Below are 22,847 nucleotides of genomic sequence, written 5' to 3' on the forward strand. Positions count from 1 at the left end.
GAACCCAGCCTTGGCCAATTATTAATTGGCATTTAAAAAAAACGAATATGATAAACATTTCTTTTGCCGGAAAGGCCCTGCTGCTGATTTTAGGCTTGCTATTTATTTTTCACCTGCTTGTATTGTTTGGTGTTATTCCTTACGACATCGTATGGGCGGGAAAAATCACAAACAGAAAGCAGTTATTGATAATGGAAGCTTTATCACTTTTGATATTGGTGATGGCTGCAATGATCGTCTCCTTAAAAATGGGGTATTTGAATATCTTACAAAATTCTGCCATCGCAAATATTGGTATGTGGGTGTTGTTTGCCCTTTTCGCGTTGAACACGATTGGCAATTTGACAGCTAAAGCACCTATAGAGAAGTATGGTTTTGGCTTGCTGACTGCTGTGATGGCTTTATTGGCGTTGAGGTTAGCCATTGCCCCTAAAATTGATTTGAAAAACAACTCTCGGTGATAAGCCTGAAAAATGGGTTTTGTTTTCTCCTTTGAGTGGAAAGAAGAGCTGTTATGCGATAGTAGACTGGAGGCTTTGTCATATACCCGTTACTAAGTGGTCTGGGACATTCTCACCTGTCCTCTTCTATACTGGCTGCGTTAAAAAGCCTCGCCGAAGCTTAGGCTTCGACTACGTTTTTTGCCTTGTCAGTATAGAAGATGACGTTGCGATAATATTCCCAAACCACTTAGTGCCGGGTATAGATTATTCTGTGCATTGCAGGACTTATCGTTATGCTCCATAAAAAATGTAAATAAATGAAATCGTACCTAAATCCATTAATCTGGCTGGTGTTAATTACAGTCAGTTTTACGAACTGTTCAACACAAGTAGCTCCTCTACCAGACAATGTAATTCAGAATATCCAGAAAAGAATCGAATACGGACTTAATGGTGCGATTGCCATCGGAATTATTGATCAGGACGGTATTCGCTATTATAATTTCGGATCACGAGATTCCTTTGGCGCTGAGGTTAATGAACATTCGATATTTGAGATTGGATCGATTTCCAAGACGTTTACTGCTACCCTTTTAGCAGACCAGGCTTTAAATGGAGGTCTAAGATTAGATGATCCTATTAATAAGCTACTTCCAGACCATGTCGAGATTCCGGTTTTGGGAAAGCAACAAATAACGCTTGGGCATCTTTCAGATCATACCTCAGGGCTTCCAAATATGCCTGGAAATTTTAAACCAGCTGATCCAAAAAATCCTTTTGCGGACTATACCCCATCACAGATGTATGAGTTTATTTCCAATTATACACCAACGAGCGAGGTTGGTGCTGACTTTGAATACTCAAACCTAGCTTTTGGATTATTAGGTCATGCCTTGTCTCTGCATGTTGGGAAAACTTATGAGAATTTAGTAAACGAAGTCATTACAGACCCACTTGAGATGAATGAAACGAAAATCACTTTTGATGAGCAAATGATAAATAATCTTGCAGTAGGTAAAAATGAATTTGGGCAAAGTACCGAAAACTGGAATTTCTCTACACTTGCAGGCGCAGGTGCTATTAGAAGTTCGACTGCAGATATGATTAAGTACCTCTCCGCCCAATTAGGATTTACACAGACTTCATTGATGCAGGCGTTTGAACTGACACACCATCAACGTCATGAAATGTACGGTGTGAGGAGTGGGGGTAATCCTCTTGGCATGGGGTTAGGCTGGATAATCTTTACAAATTCTGATGGTAACAATTATTGGCATGGTGGAAGTACAGGTGGGTATACCAGCTATATTGGTTTCAATAAAACAAAGCAAAAGGGCGTGGTAGTACTTGCTACCGGTCATGACCCAAGTGACATTGGTGCCTATTTAATGTATTCTGATTCCTTGAAAGAAATTAAAAGATCGTTGTCAACTGAACTCGCACGAAAAATTGATTTATTCGGTCCTGAAAAAGCCAAAACGTTTTTTGAGGATTCAGTGATCAATAACCTGGAAAAATTCAGCTATGGCTCCTTTCCACTCAACCGATTGGGCCGTATATACCTTGGAGAAAATATTGATGCCTCAATTGCCATTTTCGAAATCAACATAAGGCTATTTCCCAATGATTGGAATACCTATAATAATTATGGTGAAGCACTACGAAAAAAAGGCAGATTCAAAGAGAGCTTAGAAAGTTACCAGAAGTCAGTTCAACTTAATCCAGAAAACCAGACTGGTTTGAATTTAATTAGAGAACTCGAGGAAGAAATTGGAATTGGTCAATAATGACAGTTATAAGGAGTATAACAATGACTTGCAGGGTTTCGTTTTTTCTGAACGTAAATTTCGAACCCTCACCGGTAATTGGCGACTGTTGCTAACCGACTCATCACCTTGTGATTACATATCTATAAAAAAGAAAAGCAGCGCCGGAGCGCTGCTTTTTGTGGATGCGGAGGAAGAGGGATTCGAACCCCCGGTACCTTTCAGTACGTCGGTTTTCAAGACCGGTGCATTAAACCGCTCTGCCATTCCTCCTTAGCTTAGATTTTGAGTTAAAACTAGACTTTCTAGCCACACTCACTTCCTAAGCGGCTGCAAATATACAGATCACTTTCATTATCCAAAACGAAATTGAATAAATTTTAGTTCCAAATCGTAAATTAATGGAATAAACCATGTAATTCGGCCTGTACCTGGTTCAAAACGGTACCTAAATCCTCCGGATTCTTCTTGAAATCGATACTGTCGGCATCAATGATGAGCAAATTGCCTTCCGTGTAGGTGCTGATCCACTCGTCGTAGCGTTCATTGAGGCGCTTGAGATAATCAAGGCTCATACTACCTTCGTAATCGCGTCCTCGCGATTGGATGTGATTGACGAGGGTAGGGATACCAGCTCTCAGGTAGATAAGTAAGTCTGGTGGTTGAATCTGAGAAGTCATTGTTTTAAATAAAGACATATAATTCTCAAAGTCACGCTTGGTCATTAAGCCCATATCGTGCAAGTTGGGCGCAAAGATGTGAGCATCTTCGTAAATAGTGCGATCCTGAACAACGGTACGGTCTCCTTGATGGATATTTAAGATCTGAGCGTAGCGGTTGTGCAGGAAATAAATCTGGAGGTTGAAGGACCACCGCTGCATATCGAGATAAAAATCACTAAGATAGGGGTTGTTGTCCGTCGATTCGTAGTGAACATCCCAGTCGAAATGCTTGCCCAGCTGTGTGCAGAGGGTGGTTTTTCCAGCGCCGATATTTCCGGCAATTGCTACGTGTTTTATGTTAGCGGGTGGTTGATGATCAGCCATTAAAATTATTTTGTGTGCAGTTGTATTCGCGAAAATAAACTTTCTCTTAGAAATAATGGGATTACTTACCTTTGGTATTCGTTTTTTTAACGATGAATACCCATTACTCATCTAAAAACTTATGATGAAGATAGATGATCAACTAATTTCCCGATTGGAAAATCTAGCTCGACTACAACTTTCTGCTACAGAAAAAGAAGGTTTGAAAACAGACCTTACTAATATCCTGGGTATGGTAGAAAAATTACAAGAGCTGGATGTAGAAGACGTTGAACCGCTGGTTTACCTCAATGAAGCTGTCAATCGGCAACGTGAGGATCTAATAAGCAACCAAGTAGATCGGGAAGCTGCTTTACGCAATGCGCCAGATCAGGACGGTACTTTCTTCCGTGTTCCAAAAGTAATTGATTTGTAGTTAAGAATTTTTTAAAAATCACCTTGCATGGCTGTTGTTATATCTACGAAAGATTTACGGAAGACTTACGACATGGGAACGACCAAAGTACACGCGCTGCGTGGGGTTGATGTCGAAATATCTGTCAACGATTATGTTGCGTTGATGGGGCCTTCTGGTTCTGGGAAATCCACGCTGATGAATCTCCTAGGCTGCCTGGATACACCTAGCGAGGGCGATTATTTTCTGGATGATATCAATGTCAGCACCATGACGGATGGAGAGTTGGCTGAAGTAAGAAACCGCAAGATTGGTTTCGTCTTTCAGACTTTTAACCTGCTTCCACGCCTCTCTGCACTAGATAACGTGGCTTTGCCATTGGTGTATTCTGGCTGGTCAAAAGCAGATAGGGAGGCTCGCGCACAAGAGGTACTTACAGAGGTAGGCCTCGGTGATCGCGTAGATCACAAACCCAATGAATTGTCAGGCGGGCAGCGCCAGCGGGTGGCTATTGCCAGAGCTTTGGTCAATAACCCCAGCATCATTCTGGCCGATGAGCCAACAGGTAACCTGGACACCAAGACCTCCATTGAGATCATGAAGATTTTTGAAAACATCCATAGCAAAGGCAATACGGTCATTCTCGTAACCCACGAACCAGATATTGCAGAGCATGCTCATCGTATTATTCGTTTACGTGATGGTGAAGTAGAGTCTGACATCAAAAACGAAAATATCGTAAGTGTCGATGATCCCACCCACCGTTATTTACGGGATCAGTAAATTTAGGGTGGTTGATGGTTGATAGTTAGATGGTTAACCTTGGCAGGCCCATCTTTTACACCCTTACACCCTTACACTTTTACAATATTGATTGTCCAAACTTAGCTTATGAAGATTTATACTAAAACGGGTGACCAAGGTGAGACTGGTCTTTTTGGGGGGCAGCGCGTCAAAAAATCACATGACCGGATTGAAGCTTATGGAACATTGGATGAACTCAATGCTTTTATTGGTTTGTTGAGAGACCATATATCGCTAGAAGCAGAAAAGGCTGTTCTTTCCACTATTCAAAATCGATTGTTTAGCCTGGGGGCTTATTTGGCAACCCCTCCTAAAGAAGACAAGGAGGTCGCATTGGATATTCTTGAAGAAGATGTGGAGTTGTTGGAAAAAGAAATGGATCGCATGGACGCGACCTTGCAGCCCTTGCGTAATTTTATCTTACCAGGTGGCCATCCCCAAGTATCTTACGCACATCTGGCGCGAACTATTTGCCGCCGAGCCGAACGTCAATGTGTGCGCATGCATATAGAGACACCAATCAATGCTCGGGCACTTCATTACCTAAATCGCTTGTCTGATTATTTTTTCGTGTTAGCTCGCTACTTGTCTCATGAGCTAGGAGTAGAGGAAATAGCCTGGAAAGGAAGAAATTAGTGCTTATTGCCAAATCATGTTTCTACCTTTTTTGATATACCGCTTAATGTTGAGCCAAAAAGCAGCAAAAAGATAAATAATGATTGGCGAACCAAGCGTAAGCAAGGTGATATAGATAAAGTAAAGCCTCACCCGGCTGCTAGCCAAGCCAATTTTTTCTCCCAGATAGCTGCAAACCCCGAAGGCCGAGCGTTCCATCATTTGTCTAAAGTATTCCATAGGCATATTACTTGTGCTATAAGGTACAACTTTTAGAGCTTGTTTGGAAATTCTACATTGAAATGGATGTTGAATTTTAGCATGACTTCTATCTAGTCATTCGAATAATTGTGATTTTATTTGGGAAGATGTATTTGATAAACATCTTCGGTTGTTTCTGTAGCCATTACCATTGCTGGTTCTTCCTGCCGAGGCGAGGCCAATCCGGGAGACACGTCTTCTCCTTTCATAATAGTGCGAGCTCCGTACAAGCCTGCAAGCAATAAAAAAATCAAGAGTAGCGCTTCTAGCGATAGTGTAAAATTTTTCATGATGTAATTTGTTTGGGCATGAGCTTCCCAGGCCACCCTGTGAAAGGTAGCAAAGGTTTAAGTAATAGTGTTCCACGCTTACAACAGGTCAAACCGTTGTAAGTAACGTTAACGGGTAGGAGGTACCAGCAAGCGCTGGGTCTTCTTGGTTAAATAGCCTTGATAAAGCGGAAGTGTAGATTAAATGATTCGTACGAGAAGTACAATCATTCCCTTAATGGTACAAAAGGGTGAAACCTAACATTGGTAAGAATGGTCGTAAAATTTTTCATAGTGTTACATGTGAAGGGGGCCGTTTTTGTTATGCAGAGAAATTTAAAAAAAACATTTTCTGCAACCTCATTCGACACCGGTTATCAAAAGTAGTAGTTCATTGTGTTAGGCAAATATGGTGAAAAAATATAATATTAAATAATTTCACCATGTGATGCATTGCATCTTGCCTTCGTATAGTAATAAATCAAAATGTGTGCCAAACTCTTCAGGAGGCCTCTTTTTATGATAAAAAAGTATAATTTATTTAATTTAATAATATGTAGATGAGGGAACGGTAGCTTATGTAAAGAAAGCGGTATGCTCTTTTTTGTGTAATCAATAGGTTGTTAGTGATTAATGCATGATAAAAAAATATAATTTATTTTACTCCTGTAAGCGATCAACCATGGTTTTTGCACATCTAACGGCTGCTCCACCATCACCAAGTTTTGTTTTTAGGTGTTGGTAGCCTTTGGCAATCCGTTCTTTTTCGCCTGTTTTTAAAAGATTGGTGAGTGCTTGTGTTGTCTGTTTTACATTAAACTCATCCTGAATAAGTTCCAAAACGAGTTCCTCGTCCATGATGAGGTTAACCAGAGAAATGTACTTTACATTAATCAATCGCTTAGCTATAGCATAAGAAATACTGCTTCCACGGTAGCAGACTATCTGTGGACATTCTAGCAGGGCTGTTTCCAGGGTAGCGGTGCCAGAAGTGACCAATGCAGCTTCTGCGTTTTGCAAAAGCGTGTAGGTCTGTCCTTCTACTAGGTGTACCTTGTTCTTCCGCCCCAATTTTGCAAAAAGGGATAAGTAGTAGTCTTTATCCTGAGAAGGAGCTCCAGCGACGACAAACTGGTAACCAGGGAAATGATCAGCAGTCGCAAGTAATACTGAGAGCATTCTACTGATTTCTTGTTTTCGGCTGCCGGGCAGAAGCGCAATAATAGGCTGGTCAGAGAGTTGGTTTTTTCGCCGAAAATCAGGGTCGGCTTTGTGGTCATGAACGACATCTAATAATGGGTGACCAACGAAATTGACCTCCATTCCGTATTTGGCATAAAAATCTTGCTCAAAAGGGAGGATCACAAACATCTCGTCCACATTAGCCTTGATCTGATGAACGCGACTACTGTGCCATGCCCAGATTTGGGGCGAAATATAATAAAAGACTTTTATGCTCTGCTGCTTGGCCCATTTGGCCATACGTAGATTAAAGCCAGGGTAATCCACCAGTATTAGCACGTCAGGCTGATACGCTAATACATCCGTTTTACAGGCCTTGAAGTTGCCCAATATCGTTCTGATGTTGAGCAGTACTTCTACAAAGCCCATAAAGGCGAGGTCACGATAATGCTTCTGTAAATTGGCACCGGCAGCTTGCATTAGGTCACCTCCCCAGCACCGGAAATCAGCTGCTGGGTCAGCCTTAGTCAAGGCTTTTATTAAATAGGAACCGTGTAGGTCACCGGAGGCTTCTCCGGCAATGAGGTAATACTTCATGAGCCAAGTAACTGTCTGCCAAAGTAAAACATCCAAACCATTCCATAAGCCAGCGTAGCGAGAACAAGACCACGAAGCGCTTTATTGGCATAGGCCCGCATGAAAATCCGCATCGGGATCAAATTAATCGCCAATGCCAGCAAGGTAAGTGTACGTTCCTTGAAGTCAAAGTTTAGACGGTTATCTGCCAGTGTTTCACTGGCGCCTAGTTGTTCAAGAATCATCATCAAAACGGCATAACCCACAAATGGGACAACCACTCCAATCAAGAGTCCAAACCATAATTGATCACGCATATTCGATAAGTATTTTTGTGCTGTCTATAATTTTAAGGTGTAAAAGTGTAAGGGTTTTTCAAAGTCGGAAGTCGGAAGTCGGAAGGATTTAGTAAACAGTCGGGAATTTCTCCATCTATATCTATGCGTACTTCGTTATTTCCGACTTCCGCTTTCCCACTTCCGACTTCACTAATCCTCCAACTCCTTCAAGCTGCTATGCTTAAGTGCCTCATAATTGGTCAGGTCATGATGAGAAGGTACGATGGAAATGTAGCCCTCTTCCAGCGCCTGTACATCAGTATCTGTTCCGGGGTCATCGTTGACGAAAGAGCCGGTTAGCCAATAATACTTCTGACCTCGGGGGTCGGTGGCTTCAGCGAATGTTTCTTGCCAGCGAGCATCGGCTTGGCGGCAGATTTTTATGCCTTTGATCTCTTCTGTTGGCAATTTAGGGATATTGACGTTGAGGAGGCTGCCTTTGCTAAGGCCATTCTTCAGCACGTGCTCCATAATCATCTTGATGTGGCCACGGGCGGCGGCAAAATCTGCCTCGTAGCGGTAATCCAGCAAAGAAAACCCAATGGAAGGGATTCCCTCTAGCGAAGCTTCCATTGCTGCGGACATGGTGCCGCTATAGATGATGTTAATTGCAGCATTACTTCCGTGATTGATCCCGGATACACAGAGATCAACCTTGCGGTCTTTCGTGACAACATGCCTGGCCAATTTTACGCAATCTACCGGTGTACCGGAACATTCGTAGGCTTGCAAATCAGGGAAGGCTCGTGTCTTGTGAATACGTAGCGGAGTGTTAAGGGTAATGGCGTGCCCCATGCCTGATTGGGGGCTATCCGGAGCCACAACTACAACTTCGCCTAATTCCTCGGCGATTTCAACCAACATTTTAATACCAGGAGCAGTGACACCATCATCATTGGTGACCAGGATGAGCGGTTTAGACATAAATAGAAATTATTTGGGGTTATGAGCTTCAGCTAAAAATGCAAAGCTAATCATTTTCCTTTTCTGATATTATTGACAATGATTTTACCATTTACATAAACCCCTTGCCGGACAATATGTTGTATCCTTGCATTTACAATAAAAAACAGTTAAGAAATTTATGGCACAGCTTGGCAAGAAAGGCGTTTTGTTGGTTAATCTCGGTACACCTGACGCACCTACTCGTGGAGCTGTCTACCGTTATCTTAAAGAATTTCTTTTGGATCGCCGGGTGATTGATTACTCCTGGATTCCTAGAAACTTGCTGGTGCGCGGCTTAATTGCTCCTCTTCGGTCGGGTAAGTCTGCTAAACTATACCAGCAGCTTTGGACAGAGAATGGCTCTCCACTAAAATACTATGGCGAATTATTGGCAGCTGGCGTACAGGAAGGTCTAAATAAAGAGGAATATGTGGTAGAGCTAGCGATGCGATACCAAAACCCTTCGATAGAGAGTGCCTTGGATAGATTGCTGAAACAGCAAGTAAGTGAAATTATTGTGTTTCCACTCTTTCCTCAGTATGCAGGTGCTACTACGGGGTCTATCCATGAAGAGGTGATGAGGTTGTTAGCGAAAAAGGAGACCATCCCCAACGTCAAGATGGTCAATTCGTATTTCGATGAGCCGGCGATGATCGATATTTTTGCAGACAATGCTCGTCAGTTTGATCTGTCAAGCTATGACCATATCATGTTTAGTTTTCATGGCTTGCCTCAGCGCCAATTGCGGAAAGCAGATGACTGTAACCATTGTTTGGTGACGGAGAATTGCTGTGGGAGTATTAGCTTGGTCAATCAATTTTGTTACTCTGCGCAATGCCATGCGACTACCCGAGCTATTGCTACCCAACTAGGACTGACAGAGGATAAGTATACGACCACCTTCCAGAGTCGTCTTGGGCCAGAGGCCTGGGTGCAGCCTTATACGAGCGCAGTATTGGAAGAACAAGCCCGAAAAGGTGCGAAACGAATACTGGTTTTTAGCCCTGCTTTTGTAGCGGACTGTCTGGAAACGATCATTGAAATAAGTGATGAATACCAGGAGGAATTTGAAGAGATGGGGGGCGAAAAAGTCGATCTTGTTCCTAGCCTCAACGACGATCCTCGCTGGATAGCGGCGGTGACAGAGATGGTGAAGCGGGCCTAGTTTTACCCCAGTATTTAGCGCGTAGGCCAATAGGCCGAAGCTCGGGGCCAGGATGGACCAAGGACAAGGGACAGCAGTGGTACCGAAGGTAAGAACGGATGGCCCGGTGCCGATCCCGTCCTGACTAGAAAAGTCGGGACGGGAGAAGGCATGGCCCATAGTAGGCAGCGACCAAAATTACTCCCAATCGTCATCCAGTAAATTGCTAGCACTATTTTTTTTCTTGGCTGCAGATGCAAGTACACGCTTACTTAGGCCACGGAAAATAAGGTTGCTGGTAGCTTGAGCTGAAAATAAACACCCCAAAAGAAACAGTGAGCGCCAAGGGTAATAAGAGGTGTAAATAAATAGTGCTAAGGTGATAAATACAATAGCGCTGATGGCTATTAGGTATTTTCCTTTGGTGAAAAACAGGACCAACCATTGGACGGAAGTCGCAATAAAAAAGGCGTAAATAGCTAGTAAAAAGGTAAGCCCCCAGTCAAATTTATTGGAAGGATGATAGTAGTGCTCGATGATGGACCAGCCGGTAGAATAGATAAATAAAAACAAAATCACCTGCATGAAAGCGCAAAAAAGGAAAATCCAGAATGGCTTTCTAGGGTGATCGGTATTCATTTTTCTAAAAGGTTAGTGTAGTAGGAGGGGGGTAATTGTATGATCGCAATTATACGATTACCCCCCTTGTATGTCTTGGCTCCCAAATCGGAATAGTGGCTGCTTGAATAAGCGCTAAGGCTTAAAACTTAGGGCACAATACCGTTTCGTCTTCATATTCCCCTAGATAGGCTACACTGATTTCAAAAGCATTGCGATTACGGTTGTTGAGGTTTAGCTGACCAGGGCTGATGTCGTAGCTGAAGCCCATTAGGAAATTTTGGTGTTCGATGCCCAACATGGCTACAATTGCATCCAGGTTCCAGGCGTCGTCTTCGTTGTTGACGGGGCGTGCCCAGGCGCCAATATGGATAGCAGTACCTGCAATTTCATTTACAAGGAAACGGAAATTACTGCCTGCATTGAAGGTCAGGTGTGGACCTTGGCTGTAGAACAAGGCCCGAGGGGAAATCTGCGTGCGCTCGCCTACAGGTATCTGTAACCCGAGGTGTGCGGAATATTTGCGATATAAAGTATTACTCAGGCGCTCATCTTTGTCATCATCGGGCAGCTGGCGGTAGTAGAAGCTCATTTCTGGTTCCAGAACGTGATGCATAGCTGCGCCGGCGAAAATCCCTGTTTCTCCTCTAGGGGCATAGCTGTAATGTAGCCCTACCTGGAAGTCTGAAAAGGCAAAGTTGTTTTCTGGAAATAATTCGCCAGTAGGGTCATTGAATAGATCTGTGCCGTTGAATTGGTCATCAAATGTTAGCTGGTCGTAATTGATGTTACGCTGTACCATGCCAACTTGAAAACCGAGGCTTAGGAATTGATCACTTTGTGGGTTAAGGGCTTTATGATAAGCGCCGGAAATCATTATTTGATTGGTGGAGAAATTGATGGTGTTGACCTTGTCGTTGTAAAAAACAACACCAATACCTACTGCATCGCGGTAGCGTTTCTTGTATTGCTTGACTTTGTATCGGAAGTCTGCCGCCGCAGAAAAAGTTTGATAAGGGTTGTCCAGCGACGAACGCCACTGGTCGCGATAGATCATAGATACACGGTACTTACCTTCCAAGGCACCTGTTAGTGCAGGGTTGAGGGTAAGGGGGGAGGCGTAAAATTGGGAAAAATGTTGGTCTTGCGCCGAGAGTTGGCTGCCTATCAATACCACAAAAAATAGTAGAATATAATATCTCATGCGCTTAATTTCGGTTCTTTGAGCAATACTAAGGAATGACAAATGTAAGGATGTTTAATTCCTCAGCGGAATAACGGTGCATTTCCTTTCCTTATTTTGAATAAAAAACTATTTTTACGAAGTGTACCAATAACTAGCGAATGTCCGTCTACGCCATTTGTCCTTTTACTGTGGTTCCTGTGCGAACCAGTGCTGCCCATCGCTCCGAAATGGGATCTCAACTACTCTTTGGAGAAATGGTAGAGGTTATGGAGACAAAAGGTCGCCAGTGGACCAAAGTCCGCTGTCTTAACGATGACTACATTGGCTGGACACCAAGCAATCAGTTGAGGGACCTTAGTCCTGCTGAAACCCAAGATTTTCGTCGGAATTTTGCTTATTCGTTGGATCTTTTCCACAACCTTATGGGAACGGATGAGGCTTTGCCTATTACGCTTGGCTCTCGGTTGCCTTTCTTTGACGGGATGCGTTTTTCGCTAGGTACGCATGATTTCACCTTCAGCGGGCAGGCTGTTTTCCCGGAAGACATTCGGCAGAGTTCGGCGATGGTGATCAAGATTGCCCGCAAATTGCTCAATGCACCTTTCCTGTGGGGAGGGCGTACGGTTTTCGGGATTGATAGCCCAGCATTGGTGCAACTCGCTTTTCAGATTGCAGGTTATCAACTGCCTCGTACTGCTGAAATTCAGGTTAATCGTGGTGAAACTGTTGATTTTGTAGAACAGGCCATGCCGGGTGACATTGCCTTTTTTGAAAATACACAAGGACGAATTACCCATTCTGGTATTTTACTTCCAGACAGCAAAATTATTCATGTCAATGAAAAAGTAAGAATTGATGCTGTCGATCACTATGGTATATTCAATTACCAGGAAGGTAAGTACACCCATCGGCTACGCGTCGTAAAGCGAATTTTTGCACCAGATAAGAACCTACCACCAGTAGTGCTACCGAAAAAGGAAGAACAGCCCATGAACCAGCAGGCGCTGTTCTGAAAATGTTCAAAATAGATGGAAATCTTATTCGTCTTACCTGTTGTGCTCTTAGTTTTAATTGGTCTCTCGGTCGCCCTAGATTTCATGTATTACTGCATCAATGGCAAGCGCTTGTTTCGGCCTGTATTGTCGCGTACACTGGAAGTGCTTGTCGTTTTGGGCTTTCCGCTGTTGTATCTTGGTATTTTCGATTTTCAACAAGACAATGATTGCTGTAATGACAGTGCGGTCTTCTCTCCGGAACACCGCCTGACGGTCTATGTATGGATCGCGTTGAGCATGGCTGCTTTTTTCTACAGCGCCTTTCGTGAAAAACTCGCCCCACCTTTACTGGAGGTCGGTGTCAATTGTTTGCTTTTGCTGGGGATCGTTCTTAATGTTTTTATTGCTTTTCAAGGGGTTCTGTTTCCTGTTACGCTGGGGCATGTACCCATTGTTTTACTTTTTCTCCTACTGCTTAGCGAAAATCAGAAAGCTGTTTTACAGCAAACGCAGGAGGATTTGTTCTCGGACGAGCATCCATTGACTGCTTGGGCCAACCACGTGCTGCGGCTGCCCGTTTGGGCAAAATACCCGGTGTTGATCATCATTTGTTTACCGGTTATACTGGTGGTTACGGCGATTTTGTTACTATTTGGGCAACAGCCAGATTCTAGTATACGGGCCTTCACCGAGACCTACAAACATGGCTTTTCGCAATGGGATTATATGTGCGATAATGTTCAGTGTGGCGGGCATTTTCTATGCTCTGTAGCTGCGCAAGGGCATCCAAATATTGTTCGACCAAAACGGCTTGGCGTGCGGCATGGGAAATTCATTATATGCAATCGCCAATTATTGATCGCCAATGCTTTTGAAGATATAATCATGGAGCAATTTCCGTACCTACATCGTCTGATTCGCCGGAATTATAATCGTATTGGGGACTTAATTCACCGTTACTATTATTGGTTTGAAAACAAGTATGTCTCCGATACGATTTACTATCTGATGAAGCCCTTAGAGTGGTGTTTCTGGATATACCTCTACCTCACTGACCGGCAGCCAGAGAATCGTATTGCGCGGCAGTATTTATAATCTACCAAGGCAGTATTTACAAACGCTTAAATTTCACCTGCCATTGCTAAGATGATTTGAAACGCATCTGCTGGAATTGGCATCACTGACAAGCGCGGATTGCGTACAAGTCCAAGCTCTTGAAGCTCTTTTCTGGCCTTGATATCTTTCAAGCTGACACCTTTGGGTAATCGCCGAACGGGTGTTAAATCTATCGCCGACCAATCGCCCTTTTCGGCAGTAGGGTCGGGATATGCTTCTGTAGTCACCTTTGCAATCCCAACAACTTCCAAACCTTGCCGACTATGGTAAAACAATACCTGGTCATCTACCGCCATCGCGCGGAGGTTGTTTCTCGCCTGGTAATTGCGTACGCCTTCCCACATGCCTGTTCCTTCTTTTTCAAGATCAGTAAAACTGTATTCCTCAGGCTCTGATTTTACCAACCAATAGTTCATTTTCTTGATTTTTAAGTGGAATAATTGATAAACCTGTCAACGTTATTCAGGGAGCTCAACCAACAACCATCAACAAACAACCGAACGATCCAACCACCTAACCATTTCAAACCTTCCCCATCTTCCGTAAAACCTCCCAAACGGTAATTCCTAGAGAAACAGATACATTAAGGGAGTGTTTGGTGCCAAATTGAGGAATCTCGAGCGCGCCATTGGCGGCATCCATCACTGACTGGCTGACGCCATTTACTTCATTACCGAACACCAATGCTATAGGTGTATTACCCGTTGGTTGATAATCTTGAAGCCAAGTCCGTTCAGCAGCTTGTTCTACTGCCCATATTTGATAGCCGGCTGCTTTTAGGCGACTAATAGCTTCTTCGACGGTTTCTGTATAGGTCCAATCTACCGCTTCGGTAGCTCCCAATGCCGTTTTTAGGATTTCACGATGCGGAGGCTGGGCGGTAATTCCACACAAGTAGACATGAGCCAAAGCAAAAGCATCAGCTGTTCGGAAAGCAGAGCCTACATTTAAAGCAGAGCGAACATTGTCTAATACCAAAGCAACAGGCTGCTTATCCTTATTCTGAAACTCAGCAATGCTGATCCGTTCTAGCTCTTCTAATTTTAATTTCCGCATAGTTTTACTTACGATGGTAAATTTCTAAATGGACCCCCCGTTTCCGAAAGGTGAAAACAGGTGTCCAACTGGTTTGCAAAGTTAACAGCTCTTCATCAGAAAGGTCGTTCATGATATTTGTGTACCAGATGTATTGCAGTTGGTCAAGATCATAGGAAACAAGGCCTTCTTTCATATTATTGAGCATCCGCAAATGCTGTTCACCAACTTCAGGAAACGCTGTGCCTACTGCTGATAAAGGGATTTTTTCTTGTTGCAAATACGCTAACCCTGCTTTTTTTGCTTCAAAATAGGGTTTATGTGCCAGTGAAGCATCCCAACCTTGAGCCATCTGATCGGGGTAAACCCAGAAATGACCACTTACTTGTCCTAGGAGTACAACAATGACCATTGCCGTTGCCCAGGTTTTATTTTGTACCTCTTTTATTACCAATAAAAACAGGTAAGCAACCATAAGGTATACAGGCAGTAAATAACGATGCTGCGATAGGCCCGGACTCACGAGCACAGGCAAGGCCAATGTAATACCCATGATGAGTAAAAGAATCGCCGCTCTTCTTATTGACTTGTTCCATACCCATCCAGTTTGCCACCAACTCAGCATTAAAGCAATCACAACGAAAATGCGACCAAAGTCTAGGATTCGCCAAGCTACAATAGCCGCTTGCTTAATGATACTAAGCCCTCCCTGGCTTGCAAAACTTGCCGCCCACGGTGAATCCGGGTGGGTACCTACCCAGCCTTTGATTTGGTAGTGATATATAAGGTAGGCAAGTGCTACCAGCCCACCCGGTAAATAGGGGAGTAGTAGCTTGAAAGTAGCGAGTGGATGGTCTTTCTTGCTCCCATCTAGGTATAACAAGGAAAGTTGCCAAAGGAAGAGCCCGAAAGCAACCATCATACCTCTAAGACTGGTCAGTCCCAACAGTAAAATGGCTATGCCTAACCAAATAGGTGTCTTCTTTAGGATACTATTGATTCCTAAAAAGAATGCACCTATCAATACAATGTCAGGACTGACCAAGCTGAGTTGCGCAACCAAAGTAGCGTCTAGTAGCAATACGCCTAGCGCTAAGGCTAAAGTGGCAAATCTAAACCCTATATCAAGTTTATTAACCAAACGGTATCCTTGCCACAGCACTAACCATATAAATGGAAACATGGCTAGGTGACTGACCAATAAGGTTTGCCCAAATAGCCTCCAGCAAGTAGCCAGGTAATACCCAAAAGCAGGGATGTGGCCACTGTCCATTTCATCCGGAAGTAATAGTGTGCTCAGCGGTTGATTATAAAACCAATCGGCATGACGAGCACCCAATTGAATCGTATCCCAGAAGAAAGGTTCTCCAGCGACCAATAGGCTTATCCCTAGTGACAAAAACCCTGTTAACCAAAAATAGGTACGCACTATTTTATTTTACGATATTCCTGTGCTGCTCGCACAAAACTTGCAAAAAGAGGGTGGGGGTTCTCTACCGTACTTTTGAGTTCGGGGTGAAATTGAACACCTACAAAATAGGGGTGTCCTTTCAGTTCTACGATCTCTACCAAGTCGGTAGCAGGGTTGATTCCTGTTGGTACCAATCCACCTTTCTCATATTGGGCTCGATATTGGTTGTTAAACTCATATCGATGACGATGACGTTCTGTAATGGAGAGGCTGCCATAGGCTTTACTTGATTTGGAATTACGCCTCAAGTTGCAATCATAAGACCCCAGACGCATAGTGCCGCCCATTTGGGTAACATCTTTCTGATCAGACATTAAGTGAATAACGGGATTGGGAGTATTAGGGCTAACTTCCGTAGAAGAGGCTTGTTCCAACTGAAGGACGTTACGACCAAATTCAACTACGCAACACTGCATTCCCAAGCAAATTCCAAAGAAGGGGATGTTGTTCTCACGCACATGGCGAATTGCCCGGATTTTTCCTTCAATACCTCTTTCTCCAAAGCCAGGAGCTACCAAAATACCATCGAGGTCTCTAAGCGCTTTGGCTACACTTTTCATATCGCCTTCCAGTTGCTCAGAATGAATGGGAATAACACTAACCTTACATTCGTTAATAGCACCGGCATGTACAAAAGCCTCGTGGATAGATTTGTAGGCATCTTGTAATTCATTGTATTTGCCTACCAATCCTATTCTTGCTTCAGAAGAAGGGTTTTTTAGTTTGCCCAGGAACTCTTTCCACCGAGAAAGGTCAGGTTCTTTGCGATCTTGAAGCCTCAGTTTACGAATAACAGTCGTATCCAACTGTTCTTTAAGCATAAGTAATGGAACATCGTAAATGGTTTCCGCATCACGCGCTTCAATAACAGAGCCTACTTCGACATTACAAAACAGGGCCAACTTCCGTCGGATTTCCATCGTAATGGGATACTCTGTACGGCATACCAAAATATCCGGTTGGATACCTGATTGGAGCAGTTGTTTTACCGAGTGTTGGGTAGGTTTAGTTTTTAACTCCTTAGCAGCACTTAAATAAGGAATCAAGGTCAGGTGAACCACCAGGCAATTATCAGTACCTAGTTCCCACCTCATTTGGCGTAAAGCTTCTATATAAGGTAGTGACTCAATATCACCTACCGTTCCGCCAAGTTCCGTGATGACGATGTCATATTCTTGGGTGCTTCCCAAAAGTTGTACACGGCGCTTAATCTCATCTGTAATGTGGGGAATCACCTGAACGGTTTTTCCTAAATAATCCCCTGCTCGCTCTTTGTTGATTACCGTTTGGTAAATCCTACCAGTGGTAACATTATTAGCTTGAGAAGTAGGAACATTTAAAAAACGTTCGTAATGCCCGAGATCCAGATCTGTTTCGGCACCATCATCTGTAACGAAGCATTCGCCATGCTCATAAGGATTAAGCGTGCCCGGGTCTACATTGAGATAAGGGTCAAACTTTTGGATGGTGACAGAGAAGCCTCTGGCTTGCAGGAGTTTGGCTAGCGAAGCGGCAATAATGCCTTTGCCTAGGGAAGAAGTAACCCCGCCCGTAACGAAAATATACTTGGTCATGAATTATATTGAAGACGCTGAAAAACGATTACGGGACACAAAGTTAGATAAAATGCTACAGACTGTCGGCCCCAAGAAGAAACTACTTTTCTATTCTTCCTATATATTTATCAAAGTACATTAATTTCACGGGCCGTGAACCAAAAGTAATATCCGGATATTACGTTACGAGAGTGCACAGCATCTGTAAACCTTCAATTTCTAACTATTTACTACTTGTACTGTATGTTAAAAAACGCAACAATTCTAGGGCTGGCAATACTACTAAGCTGCCAAATGCTTATGGCCCAAGTTGATCGACCACTAGAAGTGGCAGACCAACACCTACAAACAAATTATGACAACTTGGGCCTTACGGCCAGAGATGTTGCCAATTACCAAGTAAGTAGCAAGGTTGTCACCAAGCACAATAAGCTGACCCATGTTTATTTGCAACAGTTACATTTGGACATTCCTGTTCATAATGCTATTCTGAATCTAAACATTTTAGCTGATGGCAGAATGCTTAGTTTAGGGAATCGCTTCGTGCCGGACCTGTCTAATAAGGTGAATGCTAGTGAAGCAGGGATTACACCAGCACAAGCCGTAACCGCAGTGCAAACTTATTTTGGCCTACCAATAGATGGTGGTCTGAAGTTAGTTGAGCAAACTAACCCACGTGAATTTGTTTTTGACCATGATGGCTTGGCTTTAGAACCGATCAAAGTCAGCTTAATGTATCAGCCATTGAACGAGCAAGTTCGCTTGGTTTGGAATGTAGATTATTACGAAACAACGGCTAATCACTGGTGGATGGCTCGGGTAGATGCCCTTACTGGCGAAATGCTGGATTATCATGATCAAGTAGTTCACTGTGAGTTTGACCATCCTGCGCACGAAGAGTGCCCGGAGGATAAGGTAAGTGTACCTGCTGTATTCTCCTTTTTAACAGGCCCAGGTGATGAAGGAAGTTACCGTGCGTTTCCACTTTATACAGAAAGTCCCAATCATGGCCCACGGGAGCTATTGGTTGACCCTGCCGATGAGGTAGCTTCTCCTTTTGGTTGGCATGATGTCGATGGCGAAGAAGGCCATGAGTATACCATCACACGAGGTAACAATGTACATGCCTACCACGATATTTATAGCCAGAATGAGTCCATTGGAGGTGAACCTGATGGAGGTGATTCTCTGTGTTTTGATTTTCCATTAGACCTTAGTCTTAGCCGCCCTTATTCGCAGCTGGATGCGGCTACAACCAACCTGTTTTATTGGAATAACCTCATTCATGATGTTATGTATCAATATGGGTTTGATGAAGAATCGGGCAATTTTCAGATGAATAACTATGATCGTGGCGGTGATGATGGCGACTACGTACGAGCAGAGGCGCTTGATGGTAATGGAACAGGAAATGCTAACTTCGCCACCCCTAATGATGGAGGACGCCCTCGGATGCAAATGTATCTTTGGGGAGGTAGTCTACCTAATCTTCCTCTGCCATTCCTGCAAGTAACAGCACCTGAATCAGTTCAAGGGAGTTACGAATTTGTACAGGGCGACTTTGGTAGTGACCTGCCTAATGGTTCCTTAGAGTTAGAAGTCGTTCTTGTAAGTGACACCATCGGTGTAAGTAGTGATGCTTGCGAACCTATCATAAATGGTGACGAGCTAATTGGTAAAATTGCTATGATTGACCGTGGAGATTGTGGGTTTGGTGGAAAAGCATTGGCTGCTCAGGAAGCAGGAGCAGTAGCAGTGATGATCTGTAACAATATCGGCGAACCCATCTTTGAGATGAATGGTGGTGTCGCTGGTGATCAGGTGGATATTCCAACCTTTATGGTCAGCCTTCAGGATTGTAATGTGTTAAAAATGGCATTACCTGGTGTAATGCTCCAATTAACAGCAATGTTTGTGGATGTCCCACAGCCTGGCCCTTCTGGCTTAGATAGTGATTTTGACAATGGGGTAATTGTTCACGAATATGGACACGGTATCTCTAATCGCCTTACGGCTGGCCCTAATCAGGGTGGATGTCTATCTACGAATCAACAGCCAGAACAAGCTGGTGAAGGATGGAGTGACTTTTTTGCTTTAACGATGACTACCACCTCTGCTGATTTTGCGGAAGATGCTCGTGGTATTGGCACTTATGTTAGTGGTGAGCCAATTACCGGCGGTGGTATCCGGCCCTTCCCTTATTCTCGGGATATGACCATTGATCCTCATACTTATGCTGATGTTGCTACTGCTACTGTACCTCACGGCGTTGGCTCAGTATGGTGCGTGATGATATGGGATATGTACTGGAACCTGGTTGATGAATACGGTTTTGATGATGACCTATACAATGGAACCGGTGGCAATAATATTGCTGTTCAGTTGGTGATGGATGGCTTGAAATTACAGCCTTGTAATCCCGGCTTCATCGAAGCTAGGGATGCTATCCTGGAAGCAGACGAAGCCAATAACGGTGGTGTTAACCGTTGTTTGATCTGGGAAACCTTTGCTCGTCGTGGCCTGGGAGTTAGTGCAACGGTAGGAGTGGAAGCTTTCGACAAGCCTGATACCTGTCCGCCAGCTTATCGTGTGACTAAAACCGCCGTTGCTGAAGCTTTTGCTGGTGATGTTATCACTTACCAGCTTGATATCGTGAATGGTCGTACTAATGGCATCACTGATGCTGTTGTAATTGATCAACTTCCTGAAGGAACGACACTGGTAGATGGTAGCTCTGATTGTGACCTTACGGTAGAAGATGGGGTCTTGATGATCAGTTTAGGGGATGCGGCTAGTGGACAAGCTTTCACATGTACTTACCAATTGCAAACAGACGATGCTGAAGGTACTTATCCTGTCTTTGAAGATATGATTTCAGGCGCCAGTAACTGGGATTTTACCAGCCCTATTTCTAGTACTACTTGGCAACTACGTCTCAATAACACCAATACTGGATTAGTGTCTTTCTTTGCACGTAGTGTAGAAGAAGTGAGTGATCAACTTCTGGTCCTAGAGGAACCCGTATTTCTTGATGGCTTGAATCCTGGATTGGTCTTTTATCACCAGTACAGTACTGAAGTAGATGTTGATGGCGGGGTTGTAGAAATTTCCATCAACGGTGGAGCGGATTGGGAAGATGTCGGTGCCGATAACTTTATCGAAAATGGCTATGATAGTGAGTTAGAGTCGGGGTCTGGTAATCCATTGAGTGGTCGCCCTGCTTTTAATGGTACAAATGGTAGTGAGTTTATTCGTTCTGTCGTAGATCTTACGGCTTATGCCGGAGAAACGGTACTGATTCGCTTCCGTTTTGGATCAAATGACAGCAATGCTCGCGAAGGTTGGTACGTAGATGATATTTCTCTGATGGGCAATCTGGTCACAGTTGCCAATACTGCTTGTACAGATAATGGCGGTGAAGAGTTATGTAGCTCTGTAATTACGATCCTTAATGGGATCATTGAGTCAACAGAGAACTTGGTGCAAGATCTACCATTAAGCTTGTTCCCAAACCCTACTGCCGGTCAGTTTGTACTCAGTTTGCCTCAGCCAATGACCAAGCGGGTAGATGTGCAAATTCGTAGTATAGAAGGTCGCTTACTAGAAAGCTTCCAGTATGACAACTTCTACCGCGAAACTTTAGATATGGGTTATCTATCTGCTGGAGTTTATATCCTTCAATTCCGAACGGAGGAAGGCTTGACTACTCGCCGTTTGATAATGGAGTAAGCAGAAAGGAAAACTAATTGTGAAAGCAATTAGTAAAAAAAATAAGGTGTTTGATAGGTGTATTTACTTATCGAACACCTTTTTTTATTCGACATGGAAGCTAAATTTTAGACGATCTTATTGAGTTAAACTCCTGTATTTATTGATGCTTTGGTCAGAATTTTATTCTGATTTTCAGTCGATGTTAGAAATTGTTAGGTGTTTGGTGATAATGGAATAGTGAAAAATTTGGCACGGGTTTATGTTTGTGGCTAGTTCACGTAAACCAATTACTATTCATGAAGCCGAGTATACGATTTATCCTGTTTTTGTTTTGTGCTATTCTTTTTTATTCATGCCAGGATGGAGACCTGATTGAAAGTAGTACCAATGTCACTGCGTGGGATATTTGTAGAGAGATAGAGAAAACCATCCAGGTACCTGTTTTTAATGATACTCAGTTTAATGTATTAGACTACAAGGCAGCACAAGGCACGGATTCTGATGCCTTTAAATTAGCTATTGAAGCTTGTAATCAATCTGGCGGTGGTATGGTCGTCGTACCTGAAGGTATTTACCATACGGGGCCTATCCATTTATTAGATAATGTCCGACTCCATTTAGAAAAGGGAGCTGAAATAAAATTCAGTACAATTCCTAGTGATTACCTACCTGTTGTTCATACTTCCTTTGAAGGGACGGAATTAATGAATTATTCTCCTCTGATTTATGCTTTTGGTAAAAAAAATATCGCAGTAACAGGAGAAGGCTTGCTTAATGGGCAGGCAAACAATGCCAATTGGTGGCAATGGAAAGGCAGTAAAGAATACGGTTGGAAAGAAGGGCAGCCGTGCCAAAAAGACCCTTCAAGCCGTGATAGACTTATCGAGCTTTCAGAAGGAGGAATGCCTGTTGGCGAACGGATTTTCGGAGAAGGTTACTACCTGCGTCCGAGCTTCATAGAGTTTTTTGAATGTGAAAACATTTTGATCCAAGGTGTGAGAATAGTTGATGCTCCGTTCTGGGTCATCCACCCAATAAAGTCCAATAACATTACCGTCGATGGTGTGACGGTAGAAAGTCATGGTCCAAACAATGATGGCTGTGATCCCGAATATTCAAAAAATATACTCATCCAAAACTGCACCTTTAATACAGGTGATGATTGTATTGCTATCAAATCGGGCAGAAATGAAGATGGCCGCCGCGTCGGCATCAAGAGTGAGCGGATTATCATAAGAGGTTGCAAAATGATAGACGGCCACGGAGGAGTTGTCATGGGGAGTGAAATCTCCGCAGGCGTAAGTGATGTGTATGTAGAAGACTGTATTATGGATAGCCCCAATCTGGATAGAGCTATCCGCATCAAATCCAACTCG

At 43.5% G+C, this 22,847-nt stretch carries 22 protein-coding genes and 1 tRNA gene; 10 read left to right on the forward strand and 13 right to left on the reverse strand.

Features of this window, described 5'->3' with window-relative positions; all coding sequences use genetic code 11:
* Positions 1-47 precede the first annotated feature (47 nt).
* Both ACRBG0_RS00330 and ACRBG0_RS00335 read left to right on the forward strand, forming a co-directional pair.
* Complete coding sequence (locus ACRBG0_RS00330) at positions 48-461, forward strand: hypothetical protein (RefSeq protein WP_431484944.1); 414 nt, start codon at positions 48-50, stop codon at positions 459-461.
* Positions 462-760: 299 nt separating this feature from the next.
* Positions 761-2,230, forward strand: coding sequence for a serine hydrolase (locus ACRBG0_RS00335; RefSeq protein ID WP_431484945.1), 1,470 nt, complete (start codon positions 761-763; stop codon positions 2,228-2,230).
* A 167-nt stretch (positions 2,231-2,397) separates the two neighbouring features.
* Here the strand turns inward: ACRBG0_RS00335 and ACRBG0_RS00340 are convergent.
* Positions 2,398-2,482, reverse strand: a tRNA-Ser gene (locus ACRBG0_RS00340).
* Between the two features lie 125 nt (positions 2,483-2,607).
* The gene (locus tag ACRBG0_RS00345) at positions 2,608-3,255 is read right to left on the reverse strand and encodes a deoxynucleoside kinase (protein WP_020534314.1); all 648 of its coding nucleotides are present in this window, start codon (positions 3,253-3,255) and stop codon (positions 2,608-2,610) included.
* A gap of 121 nt (positions 3,256-3,376) precedes the next feature.
* Between ACRBG0_RS00345 and gatC the strand changes: the two genes are divergently transcribed.
* From gatC to ACRBG0_RS00360, 3 genes are all read left to right on the forward strand, one after another.
* Positions 3,377-3,670, forward strand: coding sequence for an Asp-tRNA(Asn)/Glu-tRNA(Gln) amidotransferase subunit GatC (gatC, locus tag ACRBG0_RS00350; protein WP_431484946.1), 294 nt, complete (start codon positions 3,377-3,379; stop codon positions 3,668-3,670).
* Between the two features lie 27 nt (positions 3,671-3,697).
* Positions 3,698-4,432 carry an ABC transporter ATP-binding protein gene (locus tag ACRBG0_RS00355; protein ID WP_431484947.1) on the forward strand — a complete coding sequence of 245 codons (735 nt, stop codon included), beginning with the start codon at positions 3,698-3,700 and terminating at the stop codon, positions 4,430-4,432.
* 108 nt (positions 4,433-4,540) lie between these two features.
* A complete protein-coding gene (locus tag ACRBG0_RS00360) occupies positions 4,541-5,089 on the forward strand; it encodes a cob(I)yrinic acid a,c-diamide adenosyltransferase (RefSeq protein ID WP_431484948.1) in 549 nt (182 codons plus the stop codon).
* A 3-nt stretch (positions 5,090-5,092) separates the two neighbouring features.
* On the opposite strand, the gene ACRBG0_RS00365 is transcribed toward ACRBG0_RS00360, so the two are convergent.
* From ACRBG0_RS00365 to surE, 5 genes are all read right to left on the reverse strand, one after another.
* A complete protein-coding gene (locus ACRBG0_RS00365; RefSeq protein ID WP_026211166.1) occupies positions 5,093-5,308 on the reverse strand; it encodes a PspC domain-containing protein in 216 nt (71 codons plus the stop codon).
* A gap of 116 nt (positions 5,309-5,424) precedes the next feature.
* Positions 5,425-5,619: a hypothetical protein gene (locus ACRBG0_RS00370; protein WP_020534309.1), complete on the reverse strand. Its 195-nt coding sequence runs from the start codon at positions 5,617-5,619 to the stop codon at positions 5,425-5,427.
* Between the two features lie 639 nt (positions 5,620-6,258).
* Entirely contained in the window at positions 6,259-7,377 is a 1,119-nt protein-coding gene (gene lpxB, locus ACRBG0_RS00375) for a lipid-A-disaccharide synthase (protein ID WP_431484949.1), read from the reverse strand.
* A complete protein-coding gene (locus ACRBG0_RS00380; RefSeq protein ID WP_020534307.1) occupies positions 7,374-7,673 on the reverse strand; it encodes a hypothetical protein in 300 nt (99 codons plus the stop codon). The genes lpxB and ACRBG0_RS00380 overlap by 4 nt, the downstream gene beginning before the upstream one ends.
* A 171-nt stretch (positions 7,674-7,844) precedes the next feature.
* Positions 7,845-8,618, reverse strand: a complete 774-nt coding sequence (gene surE, locus ACRBG0_RS00385) for a 5'/3'-nucleotidase SurE (RefSeq protein WP_431484950.1) — start codon at positions 8,616-8,618, stop codon at positions 7,845-7,847.
* Between the two features lie 160 nt (positions 8,619-8,778).
* Between surE and hemH the strand changes: the two genes are divergently transcribed.
* Positions 8,779-9,804, forward strand: coding sequence for a ferrochelatase (hemH, locus tag ACRBG0_RS00390; RefSeq protein ID WP_431484951.1), 1,026 nt, complete (start codon positions 8,779-8,781; stop codon positions 9,802-9,804).
* 177 nt (positions 9,805-9,981) lie between these two features.
* Here the strand turns inward: hemH and ACRBG0_RS00395 are convergent, their stop codons facing one another.
* Complete coding sequence (locus ACRBG0_RS00395) at positions 9,982-10,422, reverse strand: hypothetical protein (RefSeq protein WP_431484952.1); 441 nt, start codon at positions 10,420-10,422, stop codon at positions 9,982-9,984.
* A gap of 121 nt (positions 10,423-10,543) precedes the next feature.
* Complete coding sequence (locus tag ACRBG0_RS00400; protein ID WP_431484953.1) at positions 10,544-11,605, reverse strand: PorP/SprF family type IX secretion system membrane protein; 1,062 nt, start codon at positions 11,603-11,605, stop codon at positions 10,544-10,546.
* 140 nt (positions 11,606-11,745) lie between these two features.
* On the opposite strand from ACRBG0_RS00400, the gene ACRBG0_RS00405 reads away from it, so the two are divergent.
* A complete protein-coding gene (locus ACRBG0_RS00405; RefSeq protein WP_431484954.1) occupies positions 11,746-12,600 on the forward strand; it encodes an NlpC/P60 family protein in 855 nt (284 codons plus the stop codon).
* A gap of 15 nt (positions 12,601-12,615) precedes the next feature.
* Complete coding sequence (locus tag ACRBG0_RS00410; protein ID WP_431484955.1) at positions 12,616-13,677, forward strand: DUF6688 domain-containing protein; 1,062 nt, start codon at positions 12,616-12,618, stop codon at positions 13,675-13,677.
* Positions 13,678-13,703: 26 nt separating this feature from the next.
* On the opposite strand, the gene ACRBG0_RS00415 is transcribed toward ACRBG0_RS00410, so the two are convergent.
* The 4 genes from ACRBG0_RS00415 to ACRBG0_RS00430 form a co-directional block, all read right to left on the reverse strand.
* Entirely contained in the window at positions 13,704-14,114 is a 411-nt protein-coding gene (locus ACRBG0_RS00415; protein WP_431484956.1) for an EVE domain-containing protein, read from the reverse strand.
* 106 nt (positions 14,115-14,220) lie between these two features.
* Positions 14,221-14,754, reverse strand: coding sequence for an RNA methyltransferase (locus ACRBG0_RS00420; RefSeq protein ID WP_431484957.1), 534 nt, complete (start codon positions 14,752-14,754; stop codon positions 14,221-14,223).
* Positions 14,755-14,758: 4 nt separating this feature from the next.
* Complete coding sequence (locus ACRBG0_RS00425) at positions 14,759-16,162, reverse strand: hypothetical protein (RefSeq protein ID WP_431484958.1); 1,404 nt, start codon at positions 16,160-16,162, stop codon at positions 14,759-14,761.
* Positions 16,162-17,778, reverse strand: a complete 1,617-nt coding sequence (locus ACRBG0_RS00430) for a CTP synthase (RefSeq protein ID WP_431484959.1) — start codon at positions 17,776-17,778, stop codon at positions 16,162-16,164. Before ACRBG0_RS00430 ends, ACRBG0_RS00425 begins: the two co-directional genes overlap by 1 nt.
* 225 nt (positions 17,779-18,003) lie before the next feature.
* Between ACRBG0_RS00430 and ACRBG0_RS00435 the strand changes: the two genes are divergently transcribed.
* Positions 18,004-21,489: a M36 family metallopeptidase gene (locus tag ACRBG0_RS00435; protein ID WP_431484960.1), complete on the forward strand. Its 3,486-nt coding sequence runs from the start codon at positions 18,004-18,006 to the stop codon at positions 21,487-21,489.
* 278 nt (positions 21,490-21,767) lie between these two features.
* A partial coding sequence (locus ACRBG0_RS00440) for a glycoside hydrolase family 28 protein (protein WP_431484961.1) occupies positions 21,768-22,847 on the forward strand: 1,080 nt, incomplete at its 3' end.

The organism is Lewinella sp. (assembly GCF_050633125.1).
Classification (GTDB): domain Bacteria; phylum Bacteroidota; class Bacteroidia; order Chitinophagales; family Saprospiraceae; genus Lewinella.